Annotated in this window: 25 protein-coding genes; 10 read left to right on the top strand and 15 right to left on the bottom strand. The window is 70.3% G+C overall.

Going from position 1 to position 25544, the window contains the following annotated elements:
- Nucleotides 1-80: 80 nt before the first annotated feature.
- The 4 genes from AB0I04_RS12265 to AB0I04_RS12280 all read right to left on the bottom strand — a co-directional run bounded on the left by AB0I04_RS12265 (nucleotide 81) and on the right by AB0I04_RS12280 (nucleotide 3569).
- Nucleotides 81-1493: an MFS transporter gene (locus AB0I04_RS12265; RefSeq protein ID WP_360882570.1), complete on the bottom strand. Its 1413-nt coding sequence runs from the start codon at nucleotides 1491-1493 to the stop codon at nucleotides 81-83.
- A 66-nt stretch (nucleotides 1494-1559) separates the two neighbouring features.
- Nucleotides 1560-2135, bottom strand: a complete 576-nt coding sequence (locus tag AB0I04_RS12270) for a TetR/AcrR family transcriptional regulator (RefSeq protein ID WP_360882572.1) — start codon at nucleotides 2133-2135, stop codon at nucleotides 1560-1562.
- Nucleotides 2136-2166: 31 nt separating this feature from the next.
- Nucleotides 2167-2682 carry a GNAT family N-acetyltransferase gene (locus AB0I04_RS12275; protein WP_360882574.1) on the bottom strand — a complete coding sequence of 172 codons (516 nt, stop codon included), beginning with the start codon at nucleotides 2680-2682 and terminating at the stop codon, nucleotides 2167-2169.
- A gap of 71 nt (nucleotides 2683-2753) precedes the next feature.
- Nucleotides 2754-3569 carry an alpha/beta hydrolase gene (locus AB0I04_RS12280; RefSeq protein ID WP_360882577.1) on the bottom strand — a complete coding sequence of 272 codons (816 nt, stop codon included), beginning with the start codon at nucleotides 3567-3569 and terminating at the stop codon, nucleotides 2754-2756.
- Nucleotides 3570-3653: 84 nt separating this feature from the next.
- Here AB0I04_RS12280 and AB0I04_RS12285 point away from each other — a divergent pair, with 84 nt between their 5' ends.
- A complete protein-coding gene (locus tag AB0I04_RS12285; RefSeq protein ID WP_360882580.1) occupies nucleotides 3654-4181 on the top strand; it encodes a PadR family transcriptional regulator in 528 nt (175 codons plus the stop codon).
- 65 nt (nucleotides 4182-4246) lie between these two features.
- Here AB0I04_RS12285 and AB0I04_RS12290 read toward each other — a convergent pair whose 3' ends face one another.
- The 8 genes from AB0I04_RS12290 to AB0I04_RS12325 form a co-directional block, all read right to left on the bottom strand.
- On the bottom strand, nucleotides 4247-4603 hold the full coding sequence (locus tag AB0I04_RS12290; protein ID WP_360882583.1) for a hypothetical protein: 357 nt from the start codon (nucleotides 4601-4603) through the stop codon (nucleotides 4247-4249).
- Nucleotides 4604-4767: 164 nt separating this feature from the next.
- A complete protein-coding gene (locus tag AB0I04_RS12295) occupies nucleotides 4768-5424 on the bottom strand; it encodes a response regulator transcription factor (RefSeq protein WP_360882586.1) in 657 nt (218 codons plus the stop codon).
- Nucleotides 5421-6584 (bottom strand): sensor histidine kinase, encoded by a 1164-nt coding sequence (locus tag AB0I04_RS12300; protein WP_360882589.1) that lies wholly within the window; start codon nucleotides 6582-6584, stop codon nucleotides 5421-5423. Before AB0I04_RS12300 ends, AB0I04_RS12295 begins: the two co-directional genes overlap by 4 nt.
- The gene (locus AB0I04_RS12305) at nucleotides 6581-7057 is read right to left on the bottom strand and encodes a hypothetical protein (protein WP_360882592.1); all 477 of its coding nucleotides are present in this window, start codon (nucleotides 7055-7057) and stop codon (nucleotides 6581-6583) included. Before AB0I04_RS12305 ends, AB0I04_RS12300 begins: the two co-directional genes overlap by 4 nt.
- Nucleotides 7058-7249: 192 nt before the next feature.
- On the bottom strand, nucleotides 7250-9526 hold the full coding sequence (locus tag AB0I04_RS12310) for an MMPL family transporter (protein ID WP_360882595.1): 2277 nt from the start codon (nucleotides 9524-9526) through the stop codon (nucleotides 7250-7252).
- Nucleotides 9527-9643: 117 nt separating this feature from the next.
- Entirely contained in the window at nucleotides 9644-9916 is a 273-nt protein-coding gene (locus AB0I04_RS12315; RefSeq protein WP_360882598.1) for a hypothetical protein, read from the bottom strand.
- Nucleotides 9913-10248 (bottom strand): metalloregulator ArsR/SmtB family transcription factor, encoded by a 336-nt coding sequence (locus AB0I04_RS12320; RefSeq protein ID WP_360882601.1) that lies wholly within the window; start codon nucleotides 10246-10248, stop codon nucleotides 9913-9915. The genes AB0I04_RS12315 and AB0I04_RS12320 overlap by 4 nt, the downstream gene beginning before the upstream one ends.
- A gap of 151 nt (nucleotides 10249-10399) precedes the next feature.
- Nucleotides 10400-12493: a DNA topoisomerase IV subunit B gene (locus AB0I04_RS12325; protein WP_360882604.1), complete on the bottom strand. Its 2094-nt coding sequence runs from the start codon at nucleotides 12491-12493 to the stop codon at nucleotides 10400-10402.
- A 187-nt stretch (nucleotides 12494-12680) separates the two neighbouring features.
- Between AB0I04_RS12325 and AB0I04_RS12330 the strand changes: the two genes are divergently transcribed.
- From AB0I04_RS12330 to AB0I04_RS12345, 4 genes are all read left to right on the top strand, one after another.
- A complete protein-coding gene (locus AB0I04_RS12330) occupies nucleotides 12681-13583 on the top strand; it encodes an ABC transporter ATP-binding protein (RefSeq protein ID WP_360882607.1) in 903 nt (300 codons plus the stop codon).
- Nucleotides 13580-14644, top strand: coding sequence for an ABC transporter permease (locus AB0I04_RS12335; protein ID WP_360882610.1), 1065 nt, complete (start codon nucleotides 13580-13582; stop codon nucleotides 14642-14644). The genes AB0I04_RS12330 and AB0I04_RS12335 overlap by 4 nt, the downstream gene beginning before the upstream one ends.
- A gap of 132 nt (nucleotides 14645-14776) precedes the next feature.
- Nucleotides 14777-15007: a hypothetical protein gene (locus AB0I04_RS12340; RefSeq protein ID WP_360882613.1), complete on the top strand. Its 231-nt coding sequence runs from the start codon at nucleotides 14777-14779 to the stop codon at nucleotides 15005-15007.
- Nucleotides 15008-15107: 100 nt separating this feature from the next.
- Nucleotides 15108-15830, top strand: a complete 723-nt coding sequence (locus AB0I04_RS12345) for a peroxide stress protein YaaA (protein WP_360882616.1) — start codon at nucleotides 15108-15110, stop codon at nucleotides 15828-15830.
- A 164-nt stretch (nucleotides 15831-15994) separates the two neighbouring features.
- On the opposite strand, the gene AB0I04_RS12350 is transcribed toward AB0I04_RS12345, so the two are convergent.
- The 3 genes from AB0I04_RS12350 to AB0I04_RS12360 form a co-directional block, all read right to left on the bottom strand.
- Nucleotides 15995-17641 (bottom strand): RNA polymerase sigma factor, encoded by a 1647-nt coding sequence (locus AB0I04_RS12350; RefSeq protein ID WP_360882619.1) that lies wholly within the window; start codon nucleotides 17639-17641, stop codon nucleotides 15995-15997.
- A 198-nt stretch (nucleotides 17642-17839) separates the two neighbouring features.
- The gene (locus AB0I04_RS12355) at nucleotides 17840-19897 is read right to left on the bottom strand and encodes a SpoIIE family protein phosphatase (RefSeq protein WP_360882622.1); all 2058 of its coding nucleotides are present in this window, start codon (nucleotides 19895-19897) and stop codon (nucleotides 17840-17842) included.
- Between the two features lie 396 nt (nucleotides 19898-20293).
- Entirely contained in the window at nucleotides 20294-20866 is a 573-nt protein-coding gene (locus tag AB0I04_RS12360) for an HhH-GPD-type base excision DNA repair protein (protein ID WP_360882625.1), read from the bottom strand.
- Between the two features lie 284 nt (nucleotides 20867-21150).
- Between AB0I04_RS12360 and AB0I04_RS12365 the strand changes: the two genes are divergently transcribed.
- The 5 genes from AB0I04_RS12365 to AB0I04_RS12385 all read left to right on the top strand — a co-directional run bounded on the left by AB0I04_RS12365 (nucleotide 21151) and on the right by AB0I04_RS12385 (nucleotide 25493).
- Entirely contained in the window at nucleotides 21151-21837 is a 687-nt protein-coding gene (locus AB0I04_RS12365) for a molybdopterin-dependent oxidoreductase (RefSeq protein WP_360882628.1), read from the top strand.
- The gene (locus AB0I04_RS12370) at nucleotides 21834-22538 is read left to right on the top strand and encodes a cytochrome b/b6 domain-containing protein (RefSeq protein WP_360882630.1); all 705 of its coding nucleotides are present in this window, start codon (nucleotides 21834-21836) and stop codon (nucleotides 22536-22538) included. The genes AB0I04_RS12365 and AB0I04_RS12370 overlap by 4 nt, the downstream gene beginning before the upstream one ends.
- Before the next feature lie 81 nt (nucleotides 22539-22619).
- A complete protein-coding gene (locus tag AB0I04_RS12375) occupies nucleotides 22620-22871 on the top strand; it encodes a hypothetical protein (protein WP_360882633.1) in 252 nt (83 codons plus the stop codon).
- 241 nt (nucleotides 22872-23112) lie between these two features.
- Complete coding sequence (locus tag AB0I04_RS12380) at nucleotides 23113-24609, top strand: hypothetical protein (RefSeq protein ID WP_360882636.1); 1497 nt, start codon at nucleotides 23113-23115, stop codon at nucleotides 24607-24609.
- A gap of 83 nt (nucleotides 24610-24692) precedes the next feature.
- Entirely contained in the window at nucleotides 24693-25493 is an 801-nt protein-coding gene (locus AB0I04_RS12385) for a TetR family transcriptional regulator (protein ID WP_360882639.1), read from the top strand.
- Nucleotides 25494-25544 lie beyond the last annotated feature (51 nt).

Here is a 25544-nt window from a genome sequence, read left to right on the forward strand (position 1 = left end):
ACGGACGGGCCGCCCACGCTGTGGGCGGCCCGCCGTGCGGGAGGCCTGTCACGGGGTGCGTGTGGGCACGCGAGGAGATGTCAGGAGACCAGGGCTTCGGGCTTGTCGGTGCTCGGCCGGCGCTGCGCGACCACGGCTCTGGCCAGCCGTACCGTCAGCACCATCATCGTGAGCACCAGGGCCAGTGCGATCCATGCGGCCACCTCCGCGGCCGTCGCGTACCCATCACGGTCGAGCACCGCGAAATAGATCCCGCCCACGACGGCGACACCGGTCACGCCGGCGAACTGCTGGATGGTGGAGAGCGTGCCCGAGGCGACGCCGGCCCGCTCGGGGGTGATCCCCGCCATCGGCGCGCCGACCAGGGACGGCAGGATCAGGCCGTTGCCGACGCCCATCAGGCCCATCGCGGTGAGCAGCCACGGGACGGCGACGCGGTGCCCTTCGGTCTGCAACCCGACCGCGACCAGAAGCACGCTCAGCCCGGTGATCGCCGCGCCCGCGGTCATGACCCGCAGACCGTACTTGACGATCAGACGCTTGCCCGCCAGCGACGTGACCATGGCCAGCACCGCCGTGGGGGTGAAGATGAGCCCTGCCCGGAGTGGGCTGTACCCGAAACCGGTCTGCAGAGTGAGGCTGATCACGAAGATGTAGCTGGAGAAGAAGGCCATGAACGCGGCGTTGATGGCCATGCCGATGGTGAAGACCTTCCGGTGGAACAGTGTCAGGTCGAGCAGCGGCTGACCACCGCGGGCGGCCAGGCGTCGCTCCCAGATCACGGCGGCCCAGAACGCGGGCACGGAGGACACCAGGAGCACCCAGGTCCACACCGGCCAGCCTTCCTCCCGGCCGAGGACCAGGGGCACGAGTGCCAGCGCCAGCGATCCGGAGACGCCCAAGGCGCCGATCCCGTCCAGGGCCGGGCGGCCGTTGGCGGTGGTGCGCGGCAGCAGGGCGGAGGCGAGGGCGAAGACGATCAGGCCGACGGGCAGGTTGATGAAGAAGATCGCCCGCCAGCCGAGGCCGAGGACGTCGGCGCCGAGCAGCAGGCCGCCCAGCAGTTGCCCGCACACGCCGCTGAGTCCACCGGTGACGCCGAACCACGCCAGCGCGCGTGGCCGTTGCTCCCCAGGGATGACGGTGGTGATGAGGGCGAGTACCTGCGGCACCATGGCGGCGGCCGTCAGTCCCTGCAGCATGCGGGCCAGCACGAGTTGGACCGGACTTTGCGCCAGTCCGCACAGCATGGAGGCCAGGGTGAAGGCCACCACGCCCGTCAGGAACATCCTCCGTCGGCCGAGCAGATCGCCCAGACGGCCGCCGAGGACGAGCCCGGCGGCGTAGCTGAAGACGTAGCCGCCGACGACCAGTTCCAGTGCCGCCGCCCCGGCACCGAGGTCGGACTGGATGGCGGGAAGGGCGACGTTGACCACGTTGCCGTCGAAGCCGTACATGAAGAAGGCCGCCAGGATGACGGGCAGCAGGAGCATGGAACCCTCCATTATTGATGGATCAGTCAAAAACTTGGGCGCGCGAAGACGCTGTCCCGCCGGCACTCAGACGCGCAGGTCGGCGACCACCGCGTCGACGGTCTCGTGCAGCGACTGGGGGCTGTAGCCGGCCTTGGCCTGCACGAGCAGACCGTGGAAGGCACTCATCACCTGGCGAGCGAGCAGGCGGGCCGGTCGGTCGGCCCGGATCTCACCCTGGGCCCTGCCGTCCTCGACCGCCTCCACCAGCGCCGCTTCGAGCTGAGTGAAGCACTGGCGGGCCAGCGCCGACAGTTCGGGTTCCGCGCCGGCCAGTTCGGTCACGGTATTGACCGCGAGGCAGCCGCGACGGTCGGCCACCGTCCGATCCACGCCACTGAGCATGAGCCACCGGATGCGCTCCAGCGGCGGCCGGTCCGCCTGGATCGCGTTCTGCCCGGCCGCACCCTTGTCCCGGTAACGCCGCAGCGCCAACTCGAACAGGCCCCGCTTGCTGCCGAAGGCGTTATAGAGGCTGCCGCGGAGCATCCCGGTCCCGTTGATCAGATCATCGGTCGAGGTCGCGGTGTAGCCCTTGGTCCAGAACGTCTCCATCGCCGCCTCGACGGCCGCGTCGGCGTCGAACTTCCTCGGACGTGCCATGCCCGCAGATTGCCAGTTTTTGATGGATCTGTCAAAAACCATTCAGAGGGCGCAGCATGCAGACTCGCGGCCAGCGGTCCAGGCCGAGGACGGCCTCTCGTCGGCGGATGGCTCGCAGGTCAGGGGTGAGCTCGGCGTCCGTCAGCCGCCGGAATCCGCACCGCAGGTAGTACGGAGCGTTCCACGGCACGTGCTCGAAGGTCGTCAGAGTGAGCGCCGACGCGCCTCCGTCCTCCGCCTGGGCGGCCACGTGGCCGAGGAGCGACCGGCCGATCCGCCGACGCGCGCTGTCCGGATGCACCGACACCTGCTCCACGTGCACCCCGGCGTCGATGCGCGCGGCGATGAGGTAGGCGACCGGCCGATCGGCCGCGTCCACCGCCGCCCACGCCATCCCGCCTTGCTGGTAACGGGTGAGCTCCCCGAGCGGAAGCGGCTCGTCCCCCGCGATCTCCGGCATGTCGACGTCGCGGAACAACCGGCCGGCGGCCACCTCGATGTCCTGGAGGATCGGAAGATCACCGGTTTCCACCGCACGGATGCGCATCCGCCCATCCTCCCCGCTCCGCCGGCGACGGGCATTCGAATTTCGTACGGGCTACCACCGCCGGCCCGCGATCACGCGAGGGCGGGCGCGGCGGGCAGGCGGGACAGGAACCGCGCGACCGCATCGCCGAACTCGCGGGCGTGGGTGATGTAGCAGTCGTGCCCACCGCCGTCGATGGTGACCAGCTCCGTCCCCGGCCTGCGGGCGATCATCTGTTCGGCCACGTCGGGTGGGACGACCTCGCTGTCGCCGCCGAGGAGCAGGAGGGCGGGCTGATGGCTGCCGGTCCAGTCCGCCCACCAGTCGCCGCGGATGCCCTGCTTGATCGCGGCGATGTCGTCGCGGTCCCAGCGGAAGCCCCAGCCGTCCTCATCCTCGAAGGCGTTCTCTTGGAAGTGGTCGATCGCGCCCAGTACAACGCGCTCGGAGATCGCCGCCCGCAGGGCTCCAAGGCTGGGGAAGCGCTCGGGGAAACCGTCCAGCCACGGAGTGGTGGCGCCGACGGGCGGGGTCTCGGCCGGGAAGTCGATCGCGACGAACGCGCTCACCAGGTCGGGGCGGTGGGCCGCGAGCTGGTAGGCGTTGATCGCGCCGAGTGAGTGGCCCACCAGGACCGCCGGGGCGATCCCGAGGTGCTCGATCGCGTCCACGGTGTCGGCGACAAACGCGTCCCGGCCGTAGTCGCCGGCCCGATCGGACAGGCCGTGTCCCCGCTGGTCGAGGCCGATCACCCGCCAGTCCGGGCCGAGGTGGCCGGCGAGCGCCGACCACGCCCGCCCGCGTCCGAAGGCGCCGTGCAGGGCGAGGATCGGCCGGCCGGTGCCGCCGGAGTCGACGTAGGAGAGACGGAGTCCATCGCGATTCGTGAGGTATTCGGTCTTCATCATGCGAGGGACTCTAATCGAGACACTCTTTTCGAGTCAACACGCCTAGAGGTACCTCGAAACGAGCACCGTCGATACGATGGAGTCATGCTGAGCCTGAGCATCCTGGGGTTCCTCTACGAGCGACCCATGCACGCGTACGAGCTGCGCCGCCATATCTCCGGACTGTCCGGCCACATCCGGCCGGTGAGCGACGGCGCGCTCTACCCGGCGATCGGCCGGCTGGAGAAGGCGGGCATGCTGACCCGGCACGAGGAGCCGGGGAGCGGCGCGACGCCTCGGCAGGTCCTCTCACTCACCCAGGCGGGGCGGGACGAGCTCCTCCGTCGGCTTGCCCGGCCGGCCGAGCTCGAAATCACCGACCGGAACTCGTTCTCCATCCTCCTCGCCTTCCTCGGCTACCTGGAGGATCCCGCGGCCCAGGCCGAAGTGCTCCGCCGCCGGTTGGCGTTCTACGAGGAGCCCGCCAGCTACTTCTACGATGAGGGACGCCCGCTGCGGGCGGCCGAGATGAGCGATCGGTTCCGCAAGGGCATGATGTCGCTGGCCGCCGTCACGAAACGGGCGGACATGGAATGGCTGCGCCAGACCATCACCGACCTGGAAGGCACTTAGCGCGGTTCTGGTTTTTGGCCGGACGACCATCGTCCGGCCAAAAACCACGGTCGCGGCGCTGCGGGTCAGCGGCGCAGCGAGCGACCGCCGTCCCGCTGTGCGGGGATCTTGGGAGGTTGGACGGTCTCGGCGATGGCGTCGAGCAGGTCCGCCGGTCCGCCGCAGGCCTCCTCGTAGTGCCAGAAGCGCACGATGCGCTCGGCGACGTCGTTCAGCCGGAACTCCTCGCCCGAGAAGCACCCGGCCGCGGAGAGGCGGGTGATGACGGCGGCGTCGTCCGGGAGATCGACGGCGTACGCCGCGGCGTCGAGGAGGGCGACCGCGCTCCGCGCGTTGCGCCCGTCGTCGCGTGCGTCGGCTCGGTTAAGTCGCCACCAGGCGTGACGACGCAGGCATTCAGCGATCATGCGGGACTTCCGCATGCGGCCTCCTTGGAAAGGCATTCACTCCGAACAATGGCGCACAGTAGTCGACAAATAACTCACTGTCACCGCGGATGTCGCCGGAGCGCCGAGAACACACCGACCCCTTGCCTTTCGATGAGCCGCGATTGCCTCTCACGTCCGCTGCGGCCGCGAGCGTCGGGTCATCCGGGCGAGGCGAGCCCCTTGCGGTAGGCGTACGTCACGGCCTGCGCCCGGTCGCGCAGCCCGGCCTTGGCGAACAGGTTGTTGATGTGCGTCTTCACCGTCGCCTCGCTGATGTACAGCTCCTGGGCGATCTCCGCGTTCGACTTCCCATCCGCGATCAGCATGAGGACCTCCGCCTCCCGCTGGGTCAGCCCGTCCGGCAGGTCGCCCTTGCGGCGCCGCGGCGACTGTCCGCCTGAGGCGAGCGCGTCGACGAGCCGGCGCTGGACGGACGGGTCCAGCTGGGCGTCTCCGTCGCGTACGGCCGCGATGGCCCGCGCGATCTCGTCCGCGCCGGCGTCCTTCGTCAGGTATCCGCGGGCGCCCGCCTGCAGGGCGGCGAACACGGACTCGTCGTCGCTGTAGGTGGTCAGCACGACGACCTGCACGGCCGGATGCGCCGCCTTGATCCGGCGGGTGGCCTCCACGCCGTCGACGCGCGGCATGCGCAGGTCCATGAGCACGACGTCCGGTACGTGCTCGGCGACCAGCCGCAGCGCCTCCTCACCGTCGGGCGCCGACCCGACCACCTCGATCCCGGGTAGCAGCCCGAGCAGCAGCACCAGGCCGTCGCGTACGACGGTCTGATCGTCGACCACGAGGACGCGCGTCATAGCGGCACTCTCAGCAGCACTCTGAACCCCTTCTCCTCCGGACCCGCCTCCAGCGCGCCGCCGATCAGCTCCGCGCGCTCGCGCATCCCGACCAGACCGTAGCCGCCTCCGGTCGCGGCGAGCGGCCCGGGCCCGTTACCGCCCGTGTCCCGGACCTCCAGCTCGCACCGGTCGTCGAGGTAGCGCAGGTCGATCGCGACTTCCGCGCCCGGAGCGTGCTTACGGGCGTTGGTCAGCGCCTCCTGCGCAGTACGGATGATCGCCAGGCCCGCCTTCGGTTCCAGCTCGCGGGGCTGCCCGGTGATCGTCACCTGGCAGCGGACGTCGGCGAGGGACCGATGCTCCTCGGCGAGCTCACGGAGCACTTCGTCGGTCGGCGGGATGTCCCCGCGCAAGGTGGCCAACGCCCGGCGCGTCTCCTCCAGCCCGCTACGGGCCAGACCGCGGGCGCGCTCGACCCGGTCGAGCGCCTCGTCCGTCCGGCCGTTCGCGATCAGCAACCGGGCCCCTTCCAGGTGAACGAGCTGGGCGGACAGGGAATGCGCCAGGATGTCGTGGATCTCCCGGGCGATGTGGGCCCGCTCGGCGAGCACGAGGTTCTCCTGCTCGGCCCGCCGCGTCGCCTCCCGAGCCTTGCTCGCCCGCACCCCGGCGAACATCCCGGCAAGACCGATGATCGCCCATAGGTCTCCCAGCCGCCCGTGCTGCAGTTCGTACCCGAGCCCGATCGCGAGGCCCGAGATGAAGAACGTGGGCAGCGCGCGGCGCACCGAGTAGTACTCCGCGGCGAACCCGGACACCGCGAACAGCAGGGCGCTGGCGGGCCGGGCCGGCGCGGTCACGTAGAGCAACATGCCGACGAAAGCGGCGGCGGCGAAGATCAGATGGCCGTACGGCCACCGGAACCGGTGGGAGAGGATCCCCAGGACGAACACGGACACCGCGAGGAGCACTCCGGCGGTGTACGCGAGGTTCGTGCCGTGCAGTCCGAAGCCCGGCCGGCGCGAACCGTGCAGCATCGCGTAGCCGAACCACACGATGCTGGCGACGAGCGCGCCGATCCGGAACAGCATCCGCTCCCGGCCGTCCGCACCGTTGGCGGCGGCGCGCGCCTCGTCGAACGGGTGGCGCCGGCCGCGGAGGAAGCCGGGGGTGGTCACGCGTCAACGCTAACCGGCACCGGGAGGGTACGGGCACGCCAGGCGAGCACGAGGTTCTGAGTGAGCATCCAGGCGGCCACGGACACCAGGATGTCACCCGTCCCGGCCTTGACCCCGGCGGCGTACCCGAAGGCCACGGCCCCGCCCCGTACGGCGATCGAGGCGAGGAAGACGCCGAAGGTCGCCCACGTGCCACGGCTCCAGACGGACCCGTCGTGCTCCCGCCAGACCCGCATCGTGGAACCGAGCCCACAGCCGAGCGCGAGCGCGGCCACGATCTCCGCCGCCAGCAGGACGGTGGCGAGCACCTGGTGGCGGGGATCGATGACATGGCCCTGGCCGAACCCGACGGCGGCGAGGATGACGGGGAGGACGTACGGCCTTTCCGCGGCGACGCGCCGCGGCGCGAACCGGCGGTAGATCACGAGGACGACGACGGCGGCGATCAGCAGGCCGTTGAGCAGAGCGTGCATGACTTCGACGGTAGGAATCCGCCGCCCGCCACGGATCGGAGCCGGGTTGGATTCCGGCCCCGTCCACCCCCGGGTGGAGAGCAGCACCCCGCCGGGCGACCCCTGGTGACCGGCGGACGAGGGCCCTGGCGGGCCCTCCACGGCGACGGGCCCGTCCCGCCCGCCGCGGCGATCACCAGGGATACCTGCCGCTCAGTGCACCGGAGCGGATCCCGGAAGCAGCCGTCGCAGCCCGCGCGGAAGGGTCCAGCACCGCCGGCCGAGCAGGGCGATGGCCGCGGGCAGGAGCACGCCCCGGACGATCGTCGCGTCGATGACGATGGCCACCGCCATGCCGACGCCCATCATCTTGTACTCGATGGCGGTCAGGGTGATGAAGACGCTGAACACCGCGGTCATGATGACGGCGGCGCTGGTCACCACCCCCGCGCTGCCGGTGATGCCGCCGACCACCGCTTCCCGGGTGTCCGCTCCCGCGGCCCAGCGCTCGCGGATCCTGCTGAGGATGAAGATGTGGTAGTCCATGCTCAGCCCGAAGAGGATCACGAACATGAACACGGGCAGCCAGCCGACCACACCGCCGTACGAGCGGAAGCCGAGCAGCGAGCCCAGGTGACCCTCCTGGAACACCCAGGTGAGCACCCCGTACGCCGCGCCGATCGACAGCAGGTTCAACGCGATCGAGATGACCGGGATCGCCAGCGAGCGGAACGCCACGACGAGCAGGACGAGCGCCAGGACCAGCACGAAGGCGAACACGAGCGGTGTGCGGGCCTCCAGCTGCTCGGCGAAGTCGTGGGCGACGGCGGTCTTCCCGGCGACCGCGTAGTCGATGCCGTCCACCCGCCCGAGCGTCGCGGGCAGGATCCGGTCGCGCAGCGTCTCCAGGGCGTGGTTCGCCGCGCCGTTGTTCCGGAAGTCCGCCAGCGGCACCCGTACGACGACGACGCGGTCCACGGTCACCGCGGAGATGGGCTCGCCGAGTGCGCGGTCACCGGCGGCGACGCGCCCGCGCAGGTCGTCGATCGCCCGGTTCACCGTCCGCCCGTCCACCGAGCCGCCGTTCTTCGCCCAGATCACCACGCGGGCCGGTGCGGGCGTGCCGGGGAACGCCTCCTGCATGCGGAGCGCGGCGTCCACCACCGGAACGCTGCGCGGCAGGCTGTCGGTGGTCGCCGCGTCCTGCAGCCGCATTCCGAACGCCGGCAGCGCCAGCACGGCCAGGACCACGGTCGCGGACCCGCCCCACAGGAGCGGACGCCGTACGACCGCACGAGCGACCAGTGACCAGACCCGGGACTCCGTGGCGGTGGTCCGGCGGCGGCCGAGCAACGGAACCCGGGCCTTGTCCACCCACCGGCCGAGCAGGGCCAGGAGAGCGGGAAGGACCGTGACCGAGCCGACCATCGCCAGGCCGACCACGAGGACCGATCCGGCCGTCAGCCCGCGGAAGTTGTCCAGCCCGGTGAACAGCAGCCCGCACAGGCAGAGCATCACGGTCAGCCCCGAGACGACCACCACGCGGCCCGATGTACGCGCGGTGATCCGCAGCGCTTCGGCGATGCCGCGTCCGGCGGCGCGCTCCTCCCGCTCACGGCGCAGGTAGAACAGGGAGTAGTCGATGCCCACGGCCATGCCGATCAGCAGGACCATCGACGACGTTGCGCTGTTCACCGGAACCCAGTGGGCGATCACCTGCAGGAACCCGAACGTGCCCACCACGGTGGTCACCGCCAGCAGCAGCGGAATGCCCATCGCGATCAGCGACCCGAAGACCACGAGCAGGATGAGCACGGTGAGCGGCAACGAGACGAACTCCGCGCTCTTGAAGTCGCCCTTGATCCCCTGGTCCACGGCGAGCGTCAGACTGTGGTCGCCCGCCTGCGCCAGCCTGACCTGCGGATGGCGGGCCCGCACCGAGTCCACGGCCCGTACGGCGGCGTCGTAATGGGCGTGGAGGAGGTCGTCCGGACCCGCGACCTGGAACGTGACAAGCCCGGACCGGCCGTCCCTCGACACCAGCCGGTTCGCGTCCGCCGACGAGCCGTCGCCGCCCAGCGGGGAACGTACCTCGGCCACCGCACCCGGGGTCCGGCGCAGGGTCAGCACGAGATCGCGGGTGGCGTTCCGCAGCTCGGCGCTGTCCGCGAACCGCTCCCCCGCCGGCGTACGGGCCTGGATGAGGACGTTCTCCTCGATCGGCACGTACGAGCGCTGGGCGGACAGCACCCGATCGGCTCGGCCGGACTCTCCGGGGTCCGTGCTGTTCATCGTGTCTCCCGGCATCAGCGCGCTCGAGAGTACGGCGACGATGACGAGGGCGAACCAGCCGGTGATCGCCAGAAGACGGTGCCGGATCGACCAGCCGGCGATCCGCTCGACCACGGCCCCCTGGCGGGGTGGCCCGGTCGCGGCCGACGGATCGGCCGGCCCGGCAGGCGGGCGGGTCGATTTGCCAGTAGGCAGCATGAACTGCTGTCCTTTCCGAGAAGGAGCGTTCCTGTGAGAGCTCGCCCTGCGGGCGAGGTGGTGCTTCTTCGTCACCTGGGCCGTCGAGTTGCAGCTCGGCGGCCCAGGGCAGATCCGTCACTCGACCGTCTGCAGGATCCTTTCGAGTGATTCCATCCGGGACTGCATCTCTCCGACACGCCCGTTGAGCTCCGTCAGCAGCTGCTCGGTGCTCCGCTGGGCCGCGAGGGCCTCTTCGGCGATCCTGCGGTACTCCTGTTCCCGTACGACGAGGACCTTGGCCCGCCGGGTGGCGGCGAGTTGCCAGATGGTCACCGTGATCACGCAGGTGAACAGCGCGAATAGCCCGAAGGCGCCGACGGCCTCCGCCAAACCGTGCCCGCCCATCATGGAGATCCCTTCGTTCCGTCGCCCGGCCCTTCGCCCGGCGTGCTCAAGGTTCGTTCCGCGGCTTCGAGAACCTCCGGCGTCAGCTCGATCGCGAACGCGTTGACCTCGTAGAACTTCATCGCCTTGCCGTCCTCGGACACCTCCATCCGCGCCGAGACGAGGCCCGCCGCCTCCAGCTTCCGCAGGTGCACCTGGAGCAGCGGCCGGCTGATGCCCAGCGTGCGGGCGAGCTCGCTCACGTACGCGCGCTCCCGCGCGAGCGCCGCGATCACCCGGACGCGGTGAGGATTGGCCAGCGTCGCCAGTACGCGCACGAGCTCGTCGCCGTTCATGTGAGGCGGCTCATCGCGATGGCGGACATGCAAAGAAATGTTAGCAGGTGCTCAATCTTCTTGGCACCAGGACGCATTCGGGGCAAAAAAGCGACGGCCTGCTCGCCCCGACCGGGGTGAGCAGGCCGTCGTCGTGCGGCGCCGAGAGGTGTCAGATGTCGATGCGAGCCTCGTCGAGCTCGGTGGCGCCGGCGGCGATGAACTGCCGGCGCGGGGCGACCTCCGACCCCATCAGCAGGCTGAAGATCTTCTCCGCCTCTTCGGCGTCCTCGATGCGGATGCGGCGCAGCATCCGGTAGCGCGGATCCATCGTCGTCTCGGCGAGCTGGTCGGCGTCCATCTCACCCAGGCCCTTGTAGCGCTGGATCGGTTCCTTCCACCGGACGTTGCGGCGCTCCAGCTCGACGAGCTTCTTGCGCAGCTCCGCGTCGGAGTAGGTGTAGATGTGCTTGTCCTGCCCCTTCTTCGGCTTGACGAGCTCGATCCGGTGGAGCGGAGGCACCGCGGAGAAGACCCGCCCGGACTCGAGCATCGGCCGCATGTAACGGTGCAGGAGCGTAAGCAGCAGGGTCCGGATGTGAGCGCCGTCGACATCGGCGTCGGCCATCAGGATCACGCGGCCGTAGCGCGCGGAGTCGAGGTCGAAGGTGCGGCCGGAGCCGGCGCCGAGGACCTGGATGATGGAGGCGCACTCGGCGTTCTTGAGCGTGTCGGCGACGGACGCCTTCTGCACGTTGAGGATCTTGCCGCGGATCGGCAGGAGCGCCTGGAACTCGGAGTTGCGCGCCAGCTTGGCGGTGCCGAGCGCCGAGTCGCCCTCGACGATGAACAGCTCGCTGCGGTCGTCGGTGGTGCGGCAGTCGACCAACTTGGCCGGGAGCGCGGAGTTTTCCAGGGCGCTCTTGCGGCGTTGGTTCTCCCGCTGCGTGCGGGCGGCGATGCGCGCCTTGGACGCGGCGACGACCTTTTCCAGGACGGCCCGCATCTGCTGCTTCTGGCCACGCTTGGGACTCTCGAACGCCTCCTTCAGCTCCCGGCTCACGACCTGGGAGACGATGCGGGTGGCGGCCGAGGTGCCGAGGACCTCCTTGGTCTGGCCCTCGAACTGCGGCTCCGGCAGGCGCACGGTAACGACGGCGGTGAGGCCCTCGAGGATGTCGTCCTTGACGACGGGGTCGTCGCCGTTCTTGAGCAGCTTGGTGGCGCGGAGCTGGTCGTTGATCACCTTGACCAGGGCGCGGTCGAAGCCGGTGACGTGGGTGCCATGCTTCGGCGTGGCGATCACGTTGACGAACGACCGGGTGATCGTCTCGTAGCCGGTGCCCCACCGCAGGGCGACGTCGACGTCGATGTCGCGCTCGACGTCGGTCGGGGTGAGGTGGCCCTGCTCGTCGAGGACGGGCACGGTCTCGGTGAAGTGCCCGCGGCCCTGGATGCGCAGGACGTCGCAGACCGGCGGGTCGCTCGCCAGGTGGTCGCAGAACTCGCCGATCCCGCCGTCGAACCGGAACTCGTGCTCGGCCGGCTCCTCGCCCCGCTCGTCGCGGACGGTGATGGTGAGACCCGGCACGAGGAAGGCCGTCTGCCGCATGCGGTCGACGACGGTGTCGCCGGCGATCGAAGCGTCCTTGAGGAAGATCTGACGGTCGGGCCAGAAGCGCACGCGGTTGCCGGTGATGCCCTTGGCCACGCGCTTGGTCTGGTGCAGCCCCCGCTGCTTCGCCGGCTTCTTGGTGAACTTGGCGTTCGGCCCGTCGTCGGCGAAGTCGCCGGGGAGGCCGCGCTTGAAGCTCATCGCGTGCGTGTGGCCGTCCCGGTCGACCTCGACGTCGAGCCGGGCGGACAGAGCGTTGACCACGGAGGCGCCCACGCCGTGCAGACCCCCCGACGCGGTGTAGGAGATGCCGCCGAACTTGCCGCCCGCGTGGAGCCGCGTCATGACCAGCTCGACGCCGGTCAGGCCGGTCTTGGGCTCGACGTCGACCGGGATGCCGCGGCCGTCGTCGCAAACCTCCATCGAGCCGTCGGCGTACAGGACGACGTCGATGCGGGAACAGTGACCGCCGAGCGCCTCATCGACCGAGTTGTCGATGATCTCCCAGAGACAGTGCATGAGGCCACGGCTGTCGGTGGACCCGATGTACATCCCGGGTCGTTTGCGTACGGCCTCGAGCCCTTCGAGCACCGACAGGTGCCGCGCGGTGTATCCGTGCGGGTCCTCAGTCGTGATGGTGGCGGCGGTCAACGGCTCTGCTCCTCGGGGGTAGGGCGTGCGGGCAGCAGAGTACCCGTCGGCACCGACACTACGCGGACCGGCGCGCCGTCCGGTACGTCCTCCATCCCTGGGCGGAGGCGACCACACGGCGGTCGATCTGGCGTAACTCCATCTAAAGGAGGGTGTTCGCCAATCAGCCCGTCTCTATGGTTCAGCCATGCCCAACACGATTGTCGCCAAAGATCTGCGAAAGCGCTACGGCGACGTACGAGCGGTCGACGGAGTGACGCTGACGGTCGAGGAGGGGGAGTTCTTCGGAATCCTCGGGCCGAACGGCGCGGGGAAGACGACGACTCTCGAGATCATCGAGGGGTTGCGCCAGGCGGACGGCGGTGAGGTCACCGTCCTGGGCCGGTCCCCGTGGCCGCGCGACCCGGGGCTGTTGCCGAGGATCGGCGTCCAGCTCCAGGCATCCTCCTTCTTCGAGCGGCTCACCGCGCGGGAGCAGCTGCGCACCTTCGGTTCGCTGTACGGCGTGCCGGACCGCAAGGCCGACGCGATGCTGGAGACGGTCGGCCTGACGGAGAAGGCCGACACTCCGGTGGAGAAGCTGTCCGGCGGCCAGGCGCAGCGCCTGTCGATCGCCTGCGCGCTGGTGCACGAGCCGGAGCTGGTGTTCCTCGACGAGCCGACGGCCGCGCTGGACCCCCAGGCGCGCCGCAACCTGTGGGACGTCCTGCGCGCCATCAACACCGAGGGCCGCACGATCGTGCTGACGACGCACTACATGGACGAGGCCGAGACCCTGTGCGACCGGGTGGCGATCATCGATCGGGGGCGGATCCTGCAGAGCGGTCCGCCCGCCGCGCTGGTCCGCGACCTGGACGCCGCGACCCGGATCGGCGTGGTGAGCGGCGTGCTGAGCGTGGCGGAGGCCCGTGCGCTGCCGGGCGTGGACGACGTGAGCGACGACGGGGTCTCGCTCGTCATCTCCACCCGCGATCCCTCCTCCGTCGTGGCGGCACTGGCCGCCCGTGGCGCGCTGGACGGCGTCCAGATCAAGGGCGCCACCCTCGAAGACGTCTTCCTCAATCTGACCGGGCGGGAGTACCGAGCATGAGCAGTTTCCAGAGCCTGGCGCGTGCGATGTTCCTCGGTTTCCGCCGGGACCGGGGGGCGCTGTTCTTCACCGTGGCACTGCCGTTGCTGTTCCTGGTGATCATCGGTGGGGTGTTCTCCCGGCAGTCGACCCCGAAGTCGAAGGTGCTCGAGATCGGCTCGGTGGCGATCGTCGACCAGATGCCGGCGGACATGCGGGCGGGGGTGGACAAGTCGCTGAAGTTCACGAAGATCTCCGACCGGAACGCCGCCCTGGAGAAGGTCCGCAAGGGCGACTATGAGGCGGCGATCGAGCAGAGCGGCGATCGGGTCGTGCTGCACTTCTCGGCGGCCGACCAGGTCAAGTCCGGGACCGCGGAGGGCCAGATCGAGGGCCTGGTGCAGGCGGCCAACCAGGCGTCGTCCGGGCGTCCGCCGAAGTACAGCCTGGTGGGGCAGCAGGTCGAGGACAAGTCACTGAAGGCGATCCAGTACATCACCCCGGGCCTACTCGGGTGGGCGCTCGCCTCGGCCGGCATGTTCGGCGCGTCCACCACACTCGTGACATGGCGGACGAAGGGCCTGCTTCGCCGCCTGCGCCTGTCGCCGGTGCCCATCCGGAGCGTGTTCGCCGCGCGGGTCGTGGTCAGCCTCGGGGTCGCCATGGTGCAGACCGCCTTGTTCATCGGCGTGGCGAGCATGCCGTTCTTCGGTCTCAAGCTCGCGCACTTCTGGTGGATGTCGATCCCGATGGTGCTGTGCGGGGTATTGGCGTTCCTCGCGATCGGCATGCTGATCGGAGCCTGGGCAAAGACGCAGGAGGCCGCACAAGGAGTCACACAGATCGTCGTGTTGCCGATGGCCTTCCTCGGCGGATCGTTCTTCAACATCGACGACGCGCCACGCTGGCTGCGGATCGTGTCGGAGATCTTCCCGTTGCGCCACCTCAACAACGGGATGCTCAAGGTCCTGGTGCGTGGGGAGGGACCGGCGTCGGTCCTGCCGGAGATGGGCATCCTGCTGGGCTTCGCGGTCGTGGCCACGGTCATCGCGGTCCGGGTATTCCGCTGGGAACAAATCTAACAATCCACGCCACGGTGACCTTTGTCACCTCAGGGGCTATTCCGCTCTCGGCGTACACAGAACCCGCATGGGAACGCTCGCGTCAGGTTAGATGTTGTCCTAAGCGACCGACCCCGAGACGAGGAAGGCGACGTGACTGGAGCTCTTGCCCCAACAAAGCCGCTGACGGCCGTGGACCGCTGCGACCGCTGCGGTGCTCAGGCCTACGTCCGCGCGGTCCTCGCGGGCGGCGGAGAGTTGCTGTTCTGTGCGCACCACGGCCGTAAGTACGGCGAGACGCTTCGTGCGAAGGGCGCTGAGATTCACGACGAAACCGACCGGCTGCTTGAGACCCCTGCATCCCCCACGGAGGACGAACGGTAGGCCAGGCCAGCCGACCCGATAACCCATGACGGCGGCCACCCAGCCAGGGTGGCCGCCGTCTCGCATGCCGAGCCCCGCATCGACCCGGTGAAGGAGGACGATGCTGATCCTGTTGCCGCCCTCGGAGGGCAAGGCCGCCGAGGGCGACGGGCCGCCGCTCGACATGACGGCGCTGAGCCTTCCCGGCCTGACCGCCACCCGGGAACGGGTGCTCGGCGCGCTGGAGGCCCTGTGCGCGGGCCCGGAGGAGGAGGCACGGCGCGTGCTGGGCCTGTCCCCCGGGCAGGCGGACGCCATCGGGCGGAACCGCCACCTGCGCACCGCGCCCACGCTGCCGGCGTGGCGCCTCTACACCGGCGTGCTCTACGACAACCTGGGCCTGTCCACGCTGGATCCGGAGCGCACCGCACGCTCGGTCCTGATCTTCTCGGCGCTGTGGGGCGCGCTGCGGCCCGCGGACAGCGTCCCCCTGTACCGGCTCTCCATGGGCGTGAAACTGCCGCCTCTGGGCCCTCTGGCGGCCGTGTGGCGTCCCGTCCTCACCGAGGTCCTGCCCGCGGGCGGCCTGCTGGTGGACATGCGCTCGGCGCCGTACGCCGCCGCGTGGAAGGCACCGGTGGTCCGGGTCCGTGTCTTCCGCGAGCAGGACGGCCGGCGGACGGTCGTCAGCCACATGGCGAAGGCGACCCGCGGCGCGCTGGCCCGCGACCTCCTAGCGAACGGCGCCGACCCGGCCGGCCCGGAGGAACTCCTGAAGACCGTGCTGGACCTCGGCTACCCCGCCGAGTTGACCGGCACGGACCTCGACGTGATCACCGGCTGACCGGTACGGAGGCGGTCCGAGCGGCCGAGTCCCGAGGGGCCCGGCGGACGCCCCGGAAGACTCGGGCGGCCGTCCGCGAAAACGTCCGGACGCGGGTACGTGATGGGCCCGGACCGGCGGTGCCGGCCCAGGCCCATCGTTATCGGAACGTTAGGCGGGATTCCTCAGTCGAGGTAGTCCCGCAGCACCTGCGACCGGGACGGGTGGCGCAGCTTCGACATGGTCTTCGACTCGATCTGGCGGATCCGCTCGCGGGTGACGCCGTAGACCTTCCCGATCTCATCGAGGGTCTTCGGCTGCCCGTCCGTCAGGCCGAACCGCATCGAGACCACGCCGGCCTCCCGCTCGCTCAGCGTGTCGAGCACCGAGTGCAGCTGCTCCTGCAGGAGCGTGAAGCTGACCGCGTCCGCGGGGACGATCGCCTCGGAGTCCTCGATCAGGTCACCGAACTCGCTGTCGCCGTCCTCGCCGAGCGGGGTGTGCAGGGAGATCGGCTCTCGGCCGTACTTCTGGACCTCGACGACCTTCTCGGGCGTCATGTCCAGCTCCTTGGCCAGCTCCTCCGGGGTCGGCTCGCGGCCGAGGTCCTGGAGCATCTGGCGCTGCACGCGGGCCAGCTTGTTGATGACCTCCACCATGTGGACCGGGATGCGGATCGTGCGCGCCTGGTCGGCCATGGCGCGGGTGATCGCCTGTCGGATCCACCACGTGGCGTAGGTCGAGAACTTGTAACCCTTGGTGTAGTCGAACTTCTCCACCGCGCGGATCAGGCCGAGGTTGCCCTCCTGGATGAGGTCCAGGAAGAGCATCCCGCGCCCGGTGTAGCGCTTGGCGAGGGAGACGACGAGCCGAAGGTTGGCCTCGAGCAGGTGGTTCTTGGCCCGGCGGCCGTCCTCGGCGATCCACTCGAGGTCCTCGCGGACCTGGAACTCGAGCGTGCCGCCCTCGAGGGCGAGCTTCTCCTCGGCGAACAGGCCGGCCTCGATGCGCTTGGCGAGCTCGACCTCCTGCTCGGCGTTGAGCAGCGGGACCTTACCGATCTGCTTGAGGTAGTCCTTCACCGGGTCGGCGGTGGCACCGGCCGCGGCGATCTGCTGCGCGGGGGCGTCTTCGTCGTCGTCTCCGATGACGAAGGAGTCGTCCTCCCCCGTGGGCTTCTTGTTGTTGTCGGCCGGGGCCGCAGGCGCCTCTTCGACCTCCGCCTCGGACTCGGGCTCGGCGGCGGCGTCGGCTTCGGCGTCGTCCCCCGTCTCCAGGTCGGTGGCCTCGTCGACTTCCTCGAGGTCCGTGAGGTCCGCCTCGTCGAGGTCGGTGACCTCGAGATCGGCTTCGTTGACCTCGTCGGTGTCCTCGGGCTTCTCGGCCGCCTTCTTGGCGACCGGCGGCTCGGCGGTCTTCTTCTTGGGCGCTGCCTTCTTGGGCTTGACCGCGGTCTTCTTGGCGCGGGCCGGCCGCACCGGCGCGTCGACTTCGTCGTCGACGACGGCGGTGACCGTGTCCCGTTCTTTGGCCGCGGCGGCGGCGGTGGTCGTCTTGGGCTTCTTGGTCGCGGGCGTCGCGCGCTTGCTGCTGCTGTTGCGCGCGCGCTTAGGCGCCGCGGAGTCGGCAGCGCTCACCATGACGGTCACACCCTCCTTGCTGAGACTCCGCAAGATGCTCGAGGCCTTCGACACGGGAATGTCGGCCTCCTCGAACGCACGGCGTACGTCATCGGCCTCGAGGTAGCCCTGGGAACGCCCACGCTCGATCAATTGCCTGACAACGTGCTCGTGCAGCTCGGACGGCTTGGAGGTCGAACTCGCAGGCGACACAAACACCTCTCGAACGAAACGTGTGGCTATGTTTACCCAGTGCTCTGTCGGGCGCCGGCCCTGCAGGCTCTATGCGCTGAGCAGCGTACCCCTGCCTCACCTTCGGTTTAGCAGTCTGGCACGCCCGCCTATTCCGCGCGGTGGAGTCCTGCCCGGTGACACCCACCTTAGAGGGCACTGAGCGGTCCTTCGTACGTGCTACGCCGTCTTCGGCGGAACATGTAGGGCAAGTACTGTCACGTCATCATCATGGTCGTACCCGGCCAGCATCCGGTCGACCAAGAAGTCAACGAGTATCTCAGGATCTGCAAGCACCTCCGATGGGGCAGCGGCGGCGATCGAGACGATCTCGTCGAGACCGGCATCGAGCCCCCGTCTACGGTTCTCCACCAGTCCATCGGAGTAGAAGACCACAGTGTTGCCGGGTGGGACCGAAAAAATTGTCTCTTCTCGTTCGGAGGGCCACCCGAGCGGAGTGCCGGCCTCCGCGTCACTGACCCGCGGCGGGGCGTCCGGGAAGATCCGCAGCGGCGGAAGATGACCCGCGTTGCTGATCATTCCTTCGCCGGTAGCGGGGTCGATGACGGCGTACGCCAGGGTGGTGATCTGCTCCCATCCCTCGGTGGCGGCGAACAGCCGGTCGAGGCCGGTGATCACCGCAGCCGGGCGCGGGTCGTTCAGCGCGAGCGCGCGCAGCGCGTTGCGCACCCGGCCCATGCCGGCCGCGGCCTTGACGCCCTTGCCCATGACGTCGCCGATCGCGATCGCCACGCGGCCGTCCTGCAGCGGGAAGGCGTCATACCAGTCGCCGCCGACCTGCACGTGCCGCGTCGCCGGGTGGTAGCGGGCCGCCAGGCGCATCGCCGGCAGCTGCGGCAGACGGTCCGGCAGCAGGCTGCGCTGCAGCGCCTCGGCGGTCTTGTGCTCCCGCTCGAACAGCGTCGCCCGCTCGACCGCGAGCGCGCACTGACCGGCCAGGGCCTCGAGGAAGACCCGCTCCTCCTCGGTGATCTCCCGGGGCCGGGTGAAGGAGAACCGCAGCGCGCCGAGGGCGCGGCCGGCGGCCAGCAGCGGCAGGCCGACCCACGCGCGCTCGTCGGTGCGCCGGACGAAGTCGGCGATCTCGTCGCCCTTGAGCTGCAGCCGCAGGCTCACCGGGTTCTCCGCGAGGAAGGGCCGCCGCTCGCGGACCGCGATCGACATGACGCTGGCGCCGTCGATGCCGATCTCCTCCCGGGCGGGGCCCGGAAGCTCCGGGATGCCACCCGGAGTGATCATGCGCAGGCGGAGCTTGTCTTCCTCCAGGAGGGCGACCGCCGACCGGTCGGCGCCGATCGCGGACCGGCCGACCTCGGTGATAACCGAGACGACCTGGTTGACGGTCAGCGCCTCGGCCAGCATTGACGTCGCCTGCTGGAGCCGCGCGGTGCGCAGTGCGGCGGCCGACAGCTGCTCGGTCAGGCGGCCGCGCATCTCCTCGGCCTCGCGCTTGCCGGTGACGTCGGTGTTGGCGCCGACCCACTCGACGATCTCGCCGTCGCGCCGTATCGGCACCGCGCGCACGTCGTAGTTGCGGTAGCCGCCCGCGCGGGTGCGGATGCGGTAGGTCGCCTCGAAGATCCGGTCGTTCGTGACGCAGGCCCGCCAGGTCTCCTCGACGCGCGGCCGGTCCTCCGTGTGCACGGCGCCCAGCCAGCCCTCGGTGGCGTACTCCTCGTGCGTCTGGCCGGTGATCGCCCGCCACTCGGGCGCGTCGTCGACCACCTCACCGGACGGCGTGGTCACCCACACCACCTGGGAGCTGGCCTCGACGAGGGAGCGGTAGCGCTCCTCCTTGCGGCGGATCGACCGCTCCGCCAGGACACGGTCGGTGACGTCAACGGCGACCATGACGACCCCGGACACCTCGCCCTCGGCGCCGTGGGCGGGGAACCAGGAGTGGGCCCAATGCCGCTCGCCGAGCGGCAGGTCGACGTCCAGGACCGGGCGGTCCTCGTCGAGGGCCTTGCGGGCGGAGGCCTCGATGACGCCCCCGATCTCCCCGGAGATGACCTCGGCGGGCCGGTTGCCCTCCAGGTCGGCGACGCTGACGCCGTGCATGCGCGCCAGCATCTCGTTGGCGCGCTTGAAGCGCAGGTCGTTGTCGAAGAGCGCGAACCCGATCGGAGCCTCCCGAAGCAACGTGGCGAACAGCGCCGAATCCGACGCGTCGAGACCGGAGATCCGTGGGTGCGGCACAGACGTATCGGTGCTCACCGTCGACACCTCCGTCGCGCGCTCAGACCTACTGCGAGGCATTTCCGCATCACTATGGGTGAATGGGAGCAGGCTAGCGCTCCCGCCTCCATCACAACACCGCTCGGAGTCAGGTTTTCATCATGTCGATGCTTCGGCGCCGACGGAAGCCCCGTGCGGCATCGTTATTCCGGCGACCGCGCCAGGCGCGCCCTCCGGTCACCCTCCGGTCACTCGGCGCGAGACCTCGCGTCCGGCGGGAAGCATGATGATAGGGGCCGATCGTCACCGGGCGGGCGACATCCCCGATCTCGGCGAGTCCCGTGTCGTCCCGGGGGCGCGATGATCAGTCCGCCGGGGGCGGTTCTGGCAACTGTCGACTTCGCGGCAATTTCCCGGTTTGACAAACTTTGTAAATCAGCTTTGGGCCTTGGCCGCGGCCTTCATCTCCTGTTTGTAAGCGCGGACCCGGCCCAGCGACTCCTCGTCGACGATGTCCGCGACCGAGTGATGGGCGCCCTCGTCGCCGTAGTGGCCGGCCGCCTCGCGCCAGCCCTCCGGCCGCACGCCGAAGCGCTTGCCGAGCAGCGCCAGGAAGATCCGGGCCTTCTGGTCGCCGAAGCCCGGCAGCGCGCCGATCCGGTTCAGGAGCTCACGGCCGGTCGCCGCCTCCGTCCAGATCCGCTCGGCCGTCCCGTCGTACTCCTCCAGCACCGCGCGGCTGAGAGCCTGCACACGGGCCGCCATCGCCTTGGGGTACCTGTGCAAGGCGGGCCGCTCGCTGAAGACCGCCACGAGCGCGTCAGGGGCGTACCGGGCCAGTTCCTCGGCGTCGGGGTCGTGCCCGAGCCGCCGCGCCAGCTCGTACGGCGCCGCGAAGGCGCGCTCGAGCGGCACCTGCTGGTCGAGCAGCATCGCGATCAGCAGCGCCAGCGGGCTGCGGTTCAGCAGCGCGTTGGCCTCGGAATCGATCGGCAGCGAGATCGTCATGGCGTCCTCCGGGAGCGTCCGGCCTCAATCCTGCACCGTCCGGGCCCCGGCGGTCACACCGGGTCACCGAGGACGAGCGTACGAGACGGTCCGCGCGACCGCCGCTCGCCCAGGCATGCGCAGGGTGACCGGCTCCGGTCCCCCGTACGCGACGGTCCTCGGCCGTCCGGTCGGGAGATGGAGGACGATTCGTCGCGGCCGTCAAGTGCCAGAGATGTGACGGTTCGCTGACGTATCGTCCGCCGCCGTTCCGAATGCGGCCTCCGCGGTGCTCGAATAGAGACATGACCAGCGATGGAACCCCTGTCGGACGGCGCGTCGTCCTCGGCATGGTCGGCCTCGGGGCCGTGGGCGTCGTCGTGGGCGCGCGCGTCCAGAGCGGCGTCAACCGCGCGGTCGGCCCGGTCGGCTCGCGGGTCTCGGGCCTGATCCCGGCGGCCGGCGGCTTCCGCTTCTACTCCGTGGTCGACTCCGTCAAGCGCGTCGAGCCGGCGGACTACCGCCTCACCGTCGGCGGGCTGGTCGATCACCCGCGTACGTTCAGCTTCGCCGACCTGGAGGCGCTGCCGCAGACGCGGATGACCGACACGTTCCACTGCGTCACCGGATGGACGGTGCCGGACGTCGCGTGGGCGGGAGTGGCCCTGCCCGACCTCCTGAACGTCGTCGGCGTACGGCCGGGGGCCAAGGGCGTCCGGTTCACCTCGTTCGACGGCGCGTACACCGAGGCGCTCACGCTCGAGCAGGCGCGCCGGCGTGACGTGCTCGTGGCCACGAGCATGCTGGGCGGCCCGGTGAGCCACGAGCACGGCGGCCCGGTGCGGATGTACGTCGCGCCGATGTACGGCTACAAGTCGACCAAGTGGCTCGGCGGGATCGACCTGGTGGACCGGGTCAAACCGGGCTACTGGGAGGTCCGCGGCTACGACGTGGACGCGTGGATCGGCCGCTCGAACGGATACACGTCATGATCCGGTTCACCCGCGCCGTACGGAGCGTGCACCACGTGACGGCCGTCCTCATGCTCGTCTGCCTCGCCACCGCGGCGGTGCTGTACGTCCCGGCGCTGGCCGAGACCGTCGGGCGACGCCACCTGTTCCGGATGATCCACATCGTCGCCGGGTTCGGGCTGCCGGTTCCCGCGCTGCTCGGCTGGGCGTCGCGCGCCTTCCGCGACGACCTGCGGCGGCTCAACCGATTCTCCCCTGCCGACTGGGGGTGGCTGCGGGGCCGGGACCGGCGGGCGACCGTGGGCGGCCGCGGGATCCACCCGGTGGGCAAGTTCAACGCGGGTCAGAAGCTCAACGCGGCGTTCGTCGCCGGCGCGATCCTCGTCATGCTGGGCACCGGGACGATCCTGACGTTCCCCCACCCGTGGCCGGACGTCTACCGCACCGGGGCGACCTTCGTCCACGACTGGCTGACCCTGGCGATCTTCGTGGTGTTCCTCGGTCACCTCTGGTACGCCCTGCGGGACCCGGGCGCGCTGTCCGGGATGTTCCTCGGGCACGTCAAGCCAGAGTGGGCCGCCCGGCATCACCCCGCCTGGCTCGACGAAAAAGCGGGCTCTCGTCCTGTTTCGACCAGGAATTTCGGTGGCCCCGGTGAGCCCCCCGACCCCAGCGGGAACACTGAGGAGGGCAAGGACGACCTGTCCCCCCGGAGGTCTTGACACTGCTTCGGGGGAGGATCGAGATTGGGCGCTGAGCGGGACGCAGGTGGACTGAAATCGTCTGAGGCGAGAGGGGTCGGCATGACCTCCACGCAGCGGGTCTTGCAGGTCGACGTACGGGATCCGGTGGTGGGGCGGCTCTGCCGGGACTTCCCCACCCTCTCCCGGGACGCGGTGGAGCGCTGCGTCTGCGACCTCCGGCTGCGGGCCCGACATCTCGGCGTCGACCTGACGCCGACGCTCGTCGAGGTGGTCGCGCGCGAGCACCTGATGTCGATGATCAAGTCGGAACCACCCTCGGGACGCCGACCCGAACGGCCCTCGGGCGAGTAGGGTGAGTGGCCGGACACTGGACCACTAATCCCTCGCGCATCCGTCACGGGCGCGCATCGGGACGTACTCCGAAAAGGTAGAACGTGAGCGACCTGCGCGAGGTGGGCCTGCGCGCCCCCGCGGACGCCGCTCCCCGGGCGTGTCCCGCGTATTCGGCAGTCATCAGGCGACGTCGATCGACGCGCGAGTCGCTCGGCGGGTCCCGCCGCGGCACGGACGCGTCCTTCCGTGGGGAGGCCGCATGACCCGGCGTCCCGCGCCGCCCCCGGACGCCGTGTTCGCCGAGATGCTCCGTGCCGCCCGTGAGCTCCTGGCCGTCCGCAGTCCCCTCGACGCCGAGCTGATCGTCAGCGAGATGCTCGGCACCTGGTGGGGCAAGCGCCTCGTCCAGGAGGACGTCGAGAAGCTCATCGGGGAGGCGCTGGTCGAGTACGCCGCGAAGGCGCGTACCCCGGCGGCCCTCGCCCTGCTCACCGGCATCGCGGCCCTGGGCACGCCGCGCCAGGCCGCCAAGGCCGAGGACGCCGCGCTCCCGCTCATGGAGGCCGGGGTCGCCCGGCCGGGCTGGGCCGACCGCGTCGGCATGGTCGTCTCCGAGGAGAGCTACGTCTCCCACGACGTCTACGGCGACCAGGACTCCATCGTCTGCACCTACACCTACGGCGGGGAGGAGCGCCACGCGCTGGTGGTCGTGGTCGACCACAACGAGCGCGGCATGGTGATCGACGCGTGGGTCTCCTCGCAGGTGGACAAGCTGCTCGGCTACTGCCGCAAGGAGGCCGAGGAGAACCCCCTGATGCGGTTCGAGCCGATCCCCGCCGCCCAGGCCCGGGCGCGGCTGGAGAGAGCCCTCGCCGTCACGGACGGCACCGAGGATCCGCCGGTCAAGGAGACCTTCGGCAACTACCACGCGTTCGTCCGGGCCCGGGTGCGCGCGCTGCCGCCCGGCGGCCGGCTGGCCTCGCCGCCGGTGTACGGCCACGACCGCCGCGCAACGATGGCGGCGCAGTTCCTCGCCTCCGATGAGGCGGAGGAGCTGTCGGACCGTTCCGCGGCGAGCCGCTGCGTCGACCGCATCATCGACTACGGCTGCGACCACGACTTCGGCCGCCCGCTGCGGGTCAGCCCGATCAAGTGCGAGACGTTCCTGCTGCACTGGCTGCCGCGCAAGGTGATGCTGTCGCCCGCGGAGCAGGAGGCCATGCCGCACGTGCTCGCGGCGTGGGTGCGCTGGGCGAGCAAACGTACGGGCCTGCCCGAGGAGGGCGTCCGACAGACCCTCGACAAGGTCTGGGACATCACCGGCAAGTTCGCCAAGGCGTACCGCGACCCGACCACGTTCGGGCTCGACCGGGAGCTCGTCGAGCGGCTGCTGCCGGACGGCGACCTGGAGGCCCTGGCCCGGCGGGCGTTCGCGTTCCCGTTCCTGACGGGCGGCAACGCCGACATCGACCTGACGCGTCTCGACCCGTCGAACGACCACGATCGGCGCCTGCTGCTGACGTTCGAGCATCCGGACGCCGATCCGGCGCACATCGAGGCCCACCTCCGGCTCGCCTCGCGCATCTGGGACGGTGACCCGCCGCACCTGTGGACGGTCGCCCAGCGCCTGCTCGACCGAGGGCATGACCGGCACTCCATCCTCCACCGGTTCATGGCGATCCTGAACGAGACCGACGGCGATCCCCGGGCGCTCCGGGCGGCACTGCTGGCCCTGCGGGACAGCCCCGAGAACTAAAGGGATCCGGTGGATCTCTCTCCGGCCGCGCGGCGATCCACCGGACACCCCTAGGCTTGACCGATACACGTGCTGGAGAGGTCATGGCCTGGGGCAAACGGATGCCGCCCCGCGGGCGCGCGGAGGCCGCGAAGAGCAAGCCGGGGAAGCGTGACGCCGACCGCGCCGTAGAACCGGCCGAGGCGGGACCACGTTCGAAGACACCCCCCGGGGATACGGCCGCCGAAGGGGGACCGTACCGGCAGGAGCCGGCCCAGGCACGGGGGCGGCAGCGCAAGGAGGCGCTGCTCGACGCGGCCGTCGACCTCCTCGAGGCGGGCGGGTTCGCCCAGGTGACCCACCGCGCCGTGGCCGACCGGGCCGCGCTGCCGCTCGCCGCGACCACGTACTACTTCCGCTCCCGCGAGGACCTGCTGACGCAGGCGTTCGCCCGGCTGGTGCAGCGCGACGTGTCGGCCATGCGCGAGCGGCTGCGGCCGCTCACCGACACCGAACCGGCCGCGGTCGCCGACGCCGTCGTCAGCGCGCTGGCCCCCGCCTGCGAAGCCGAGCGGAGCCGTCAGCTGGCCCTGTGGGAGCTGTACTTCCAGGTCGGGCGCGAGCCCGCGTTCCGGCCGTTCGCGCGGGCCTGGACCGACTGCTGCCACGAGATCGTCGCCGAGGTGCTGGCGGAGGCCGGCTACCCGCACGCCTCGGCGGACGTCGACATCCTGGTCGCGACGGTCGAAGGCATGATCGCGCGCGACCTCGTCGAGGCGCGGCCGGACGCGATCCGCGCGATGATCGACACGGTGGCACGGCTGCTCCACGCCCTCCAGGCGACGGTTCCGGCCGAGTCCGGTGGAGGACCGTCCCCGATTCCGGCCGACCGTCCGGCACCGTGACGTGAGACCGATACGGGTGGGCGCGCGGTAGAGGGCGTTCAGCGGGCATGA

The organism is Actinoallomurus sp. NPDC050550, from assembly GCF_040655075.1.
Lineage (GTDB): Bacteria > Actinomycetota > Actinomycetes > Streptosporangiales > Streptosporangiaceae > Actinoallomurus.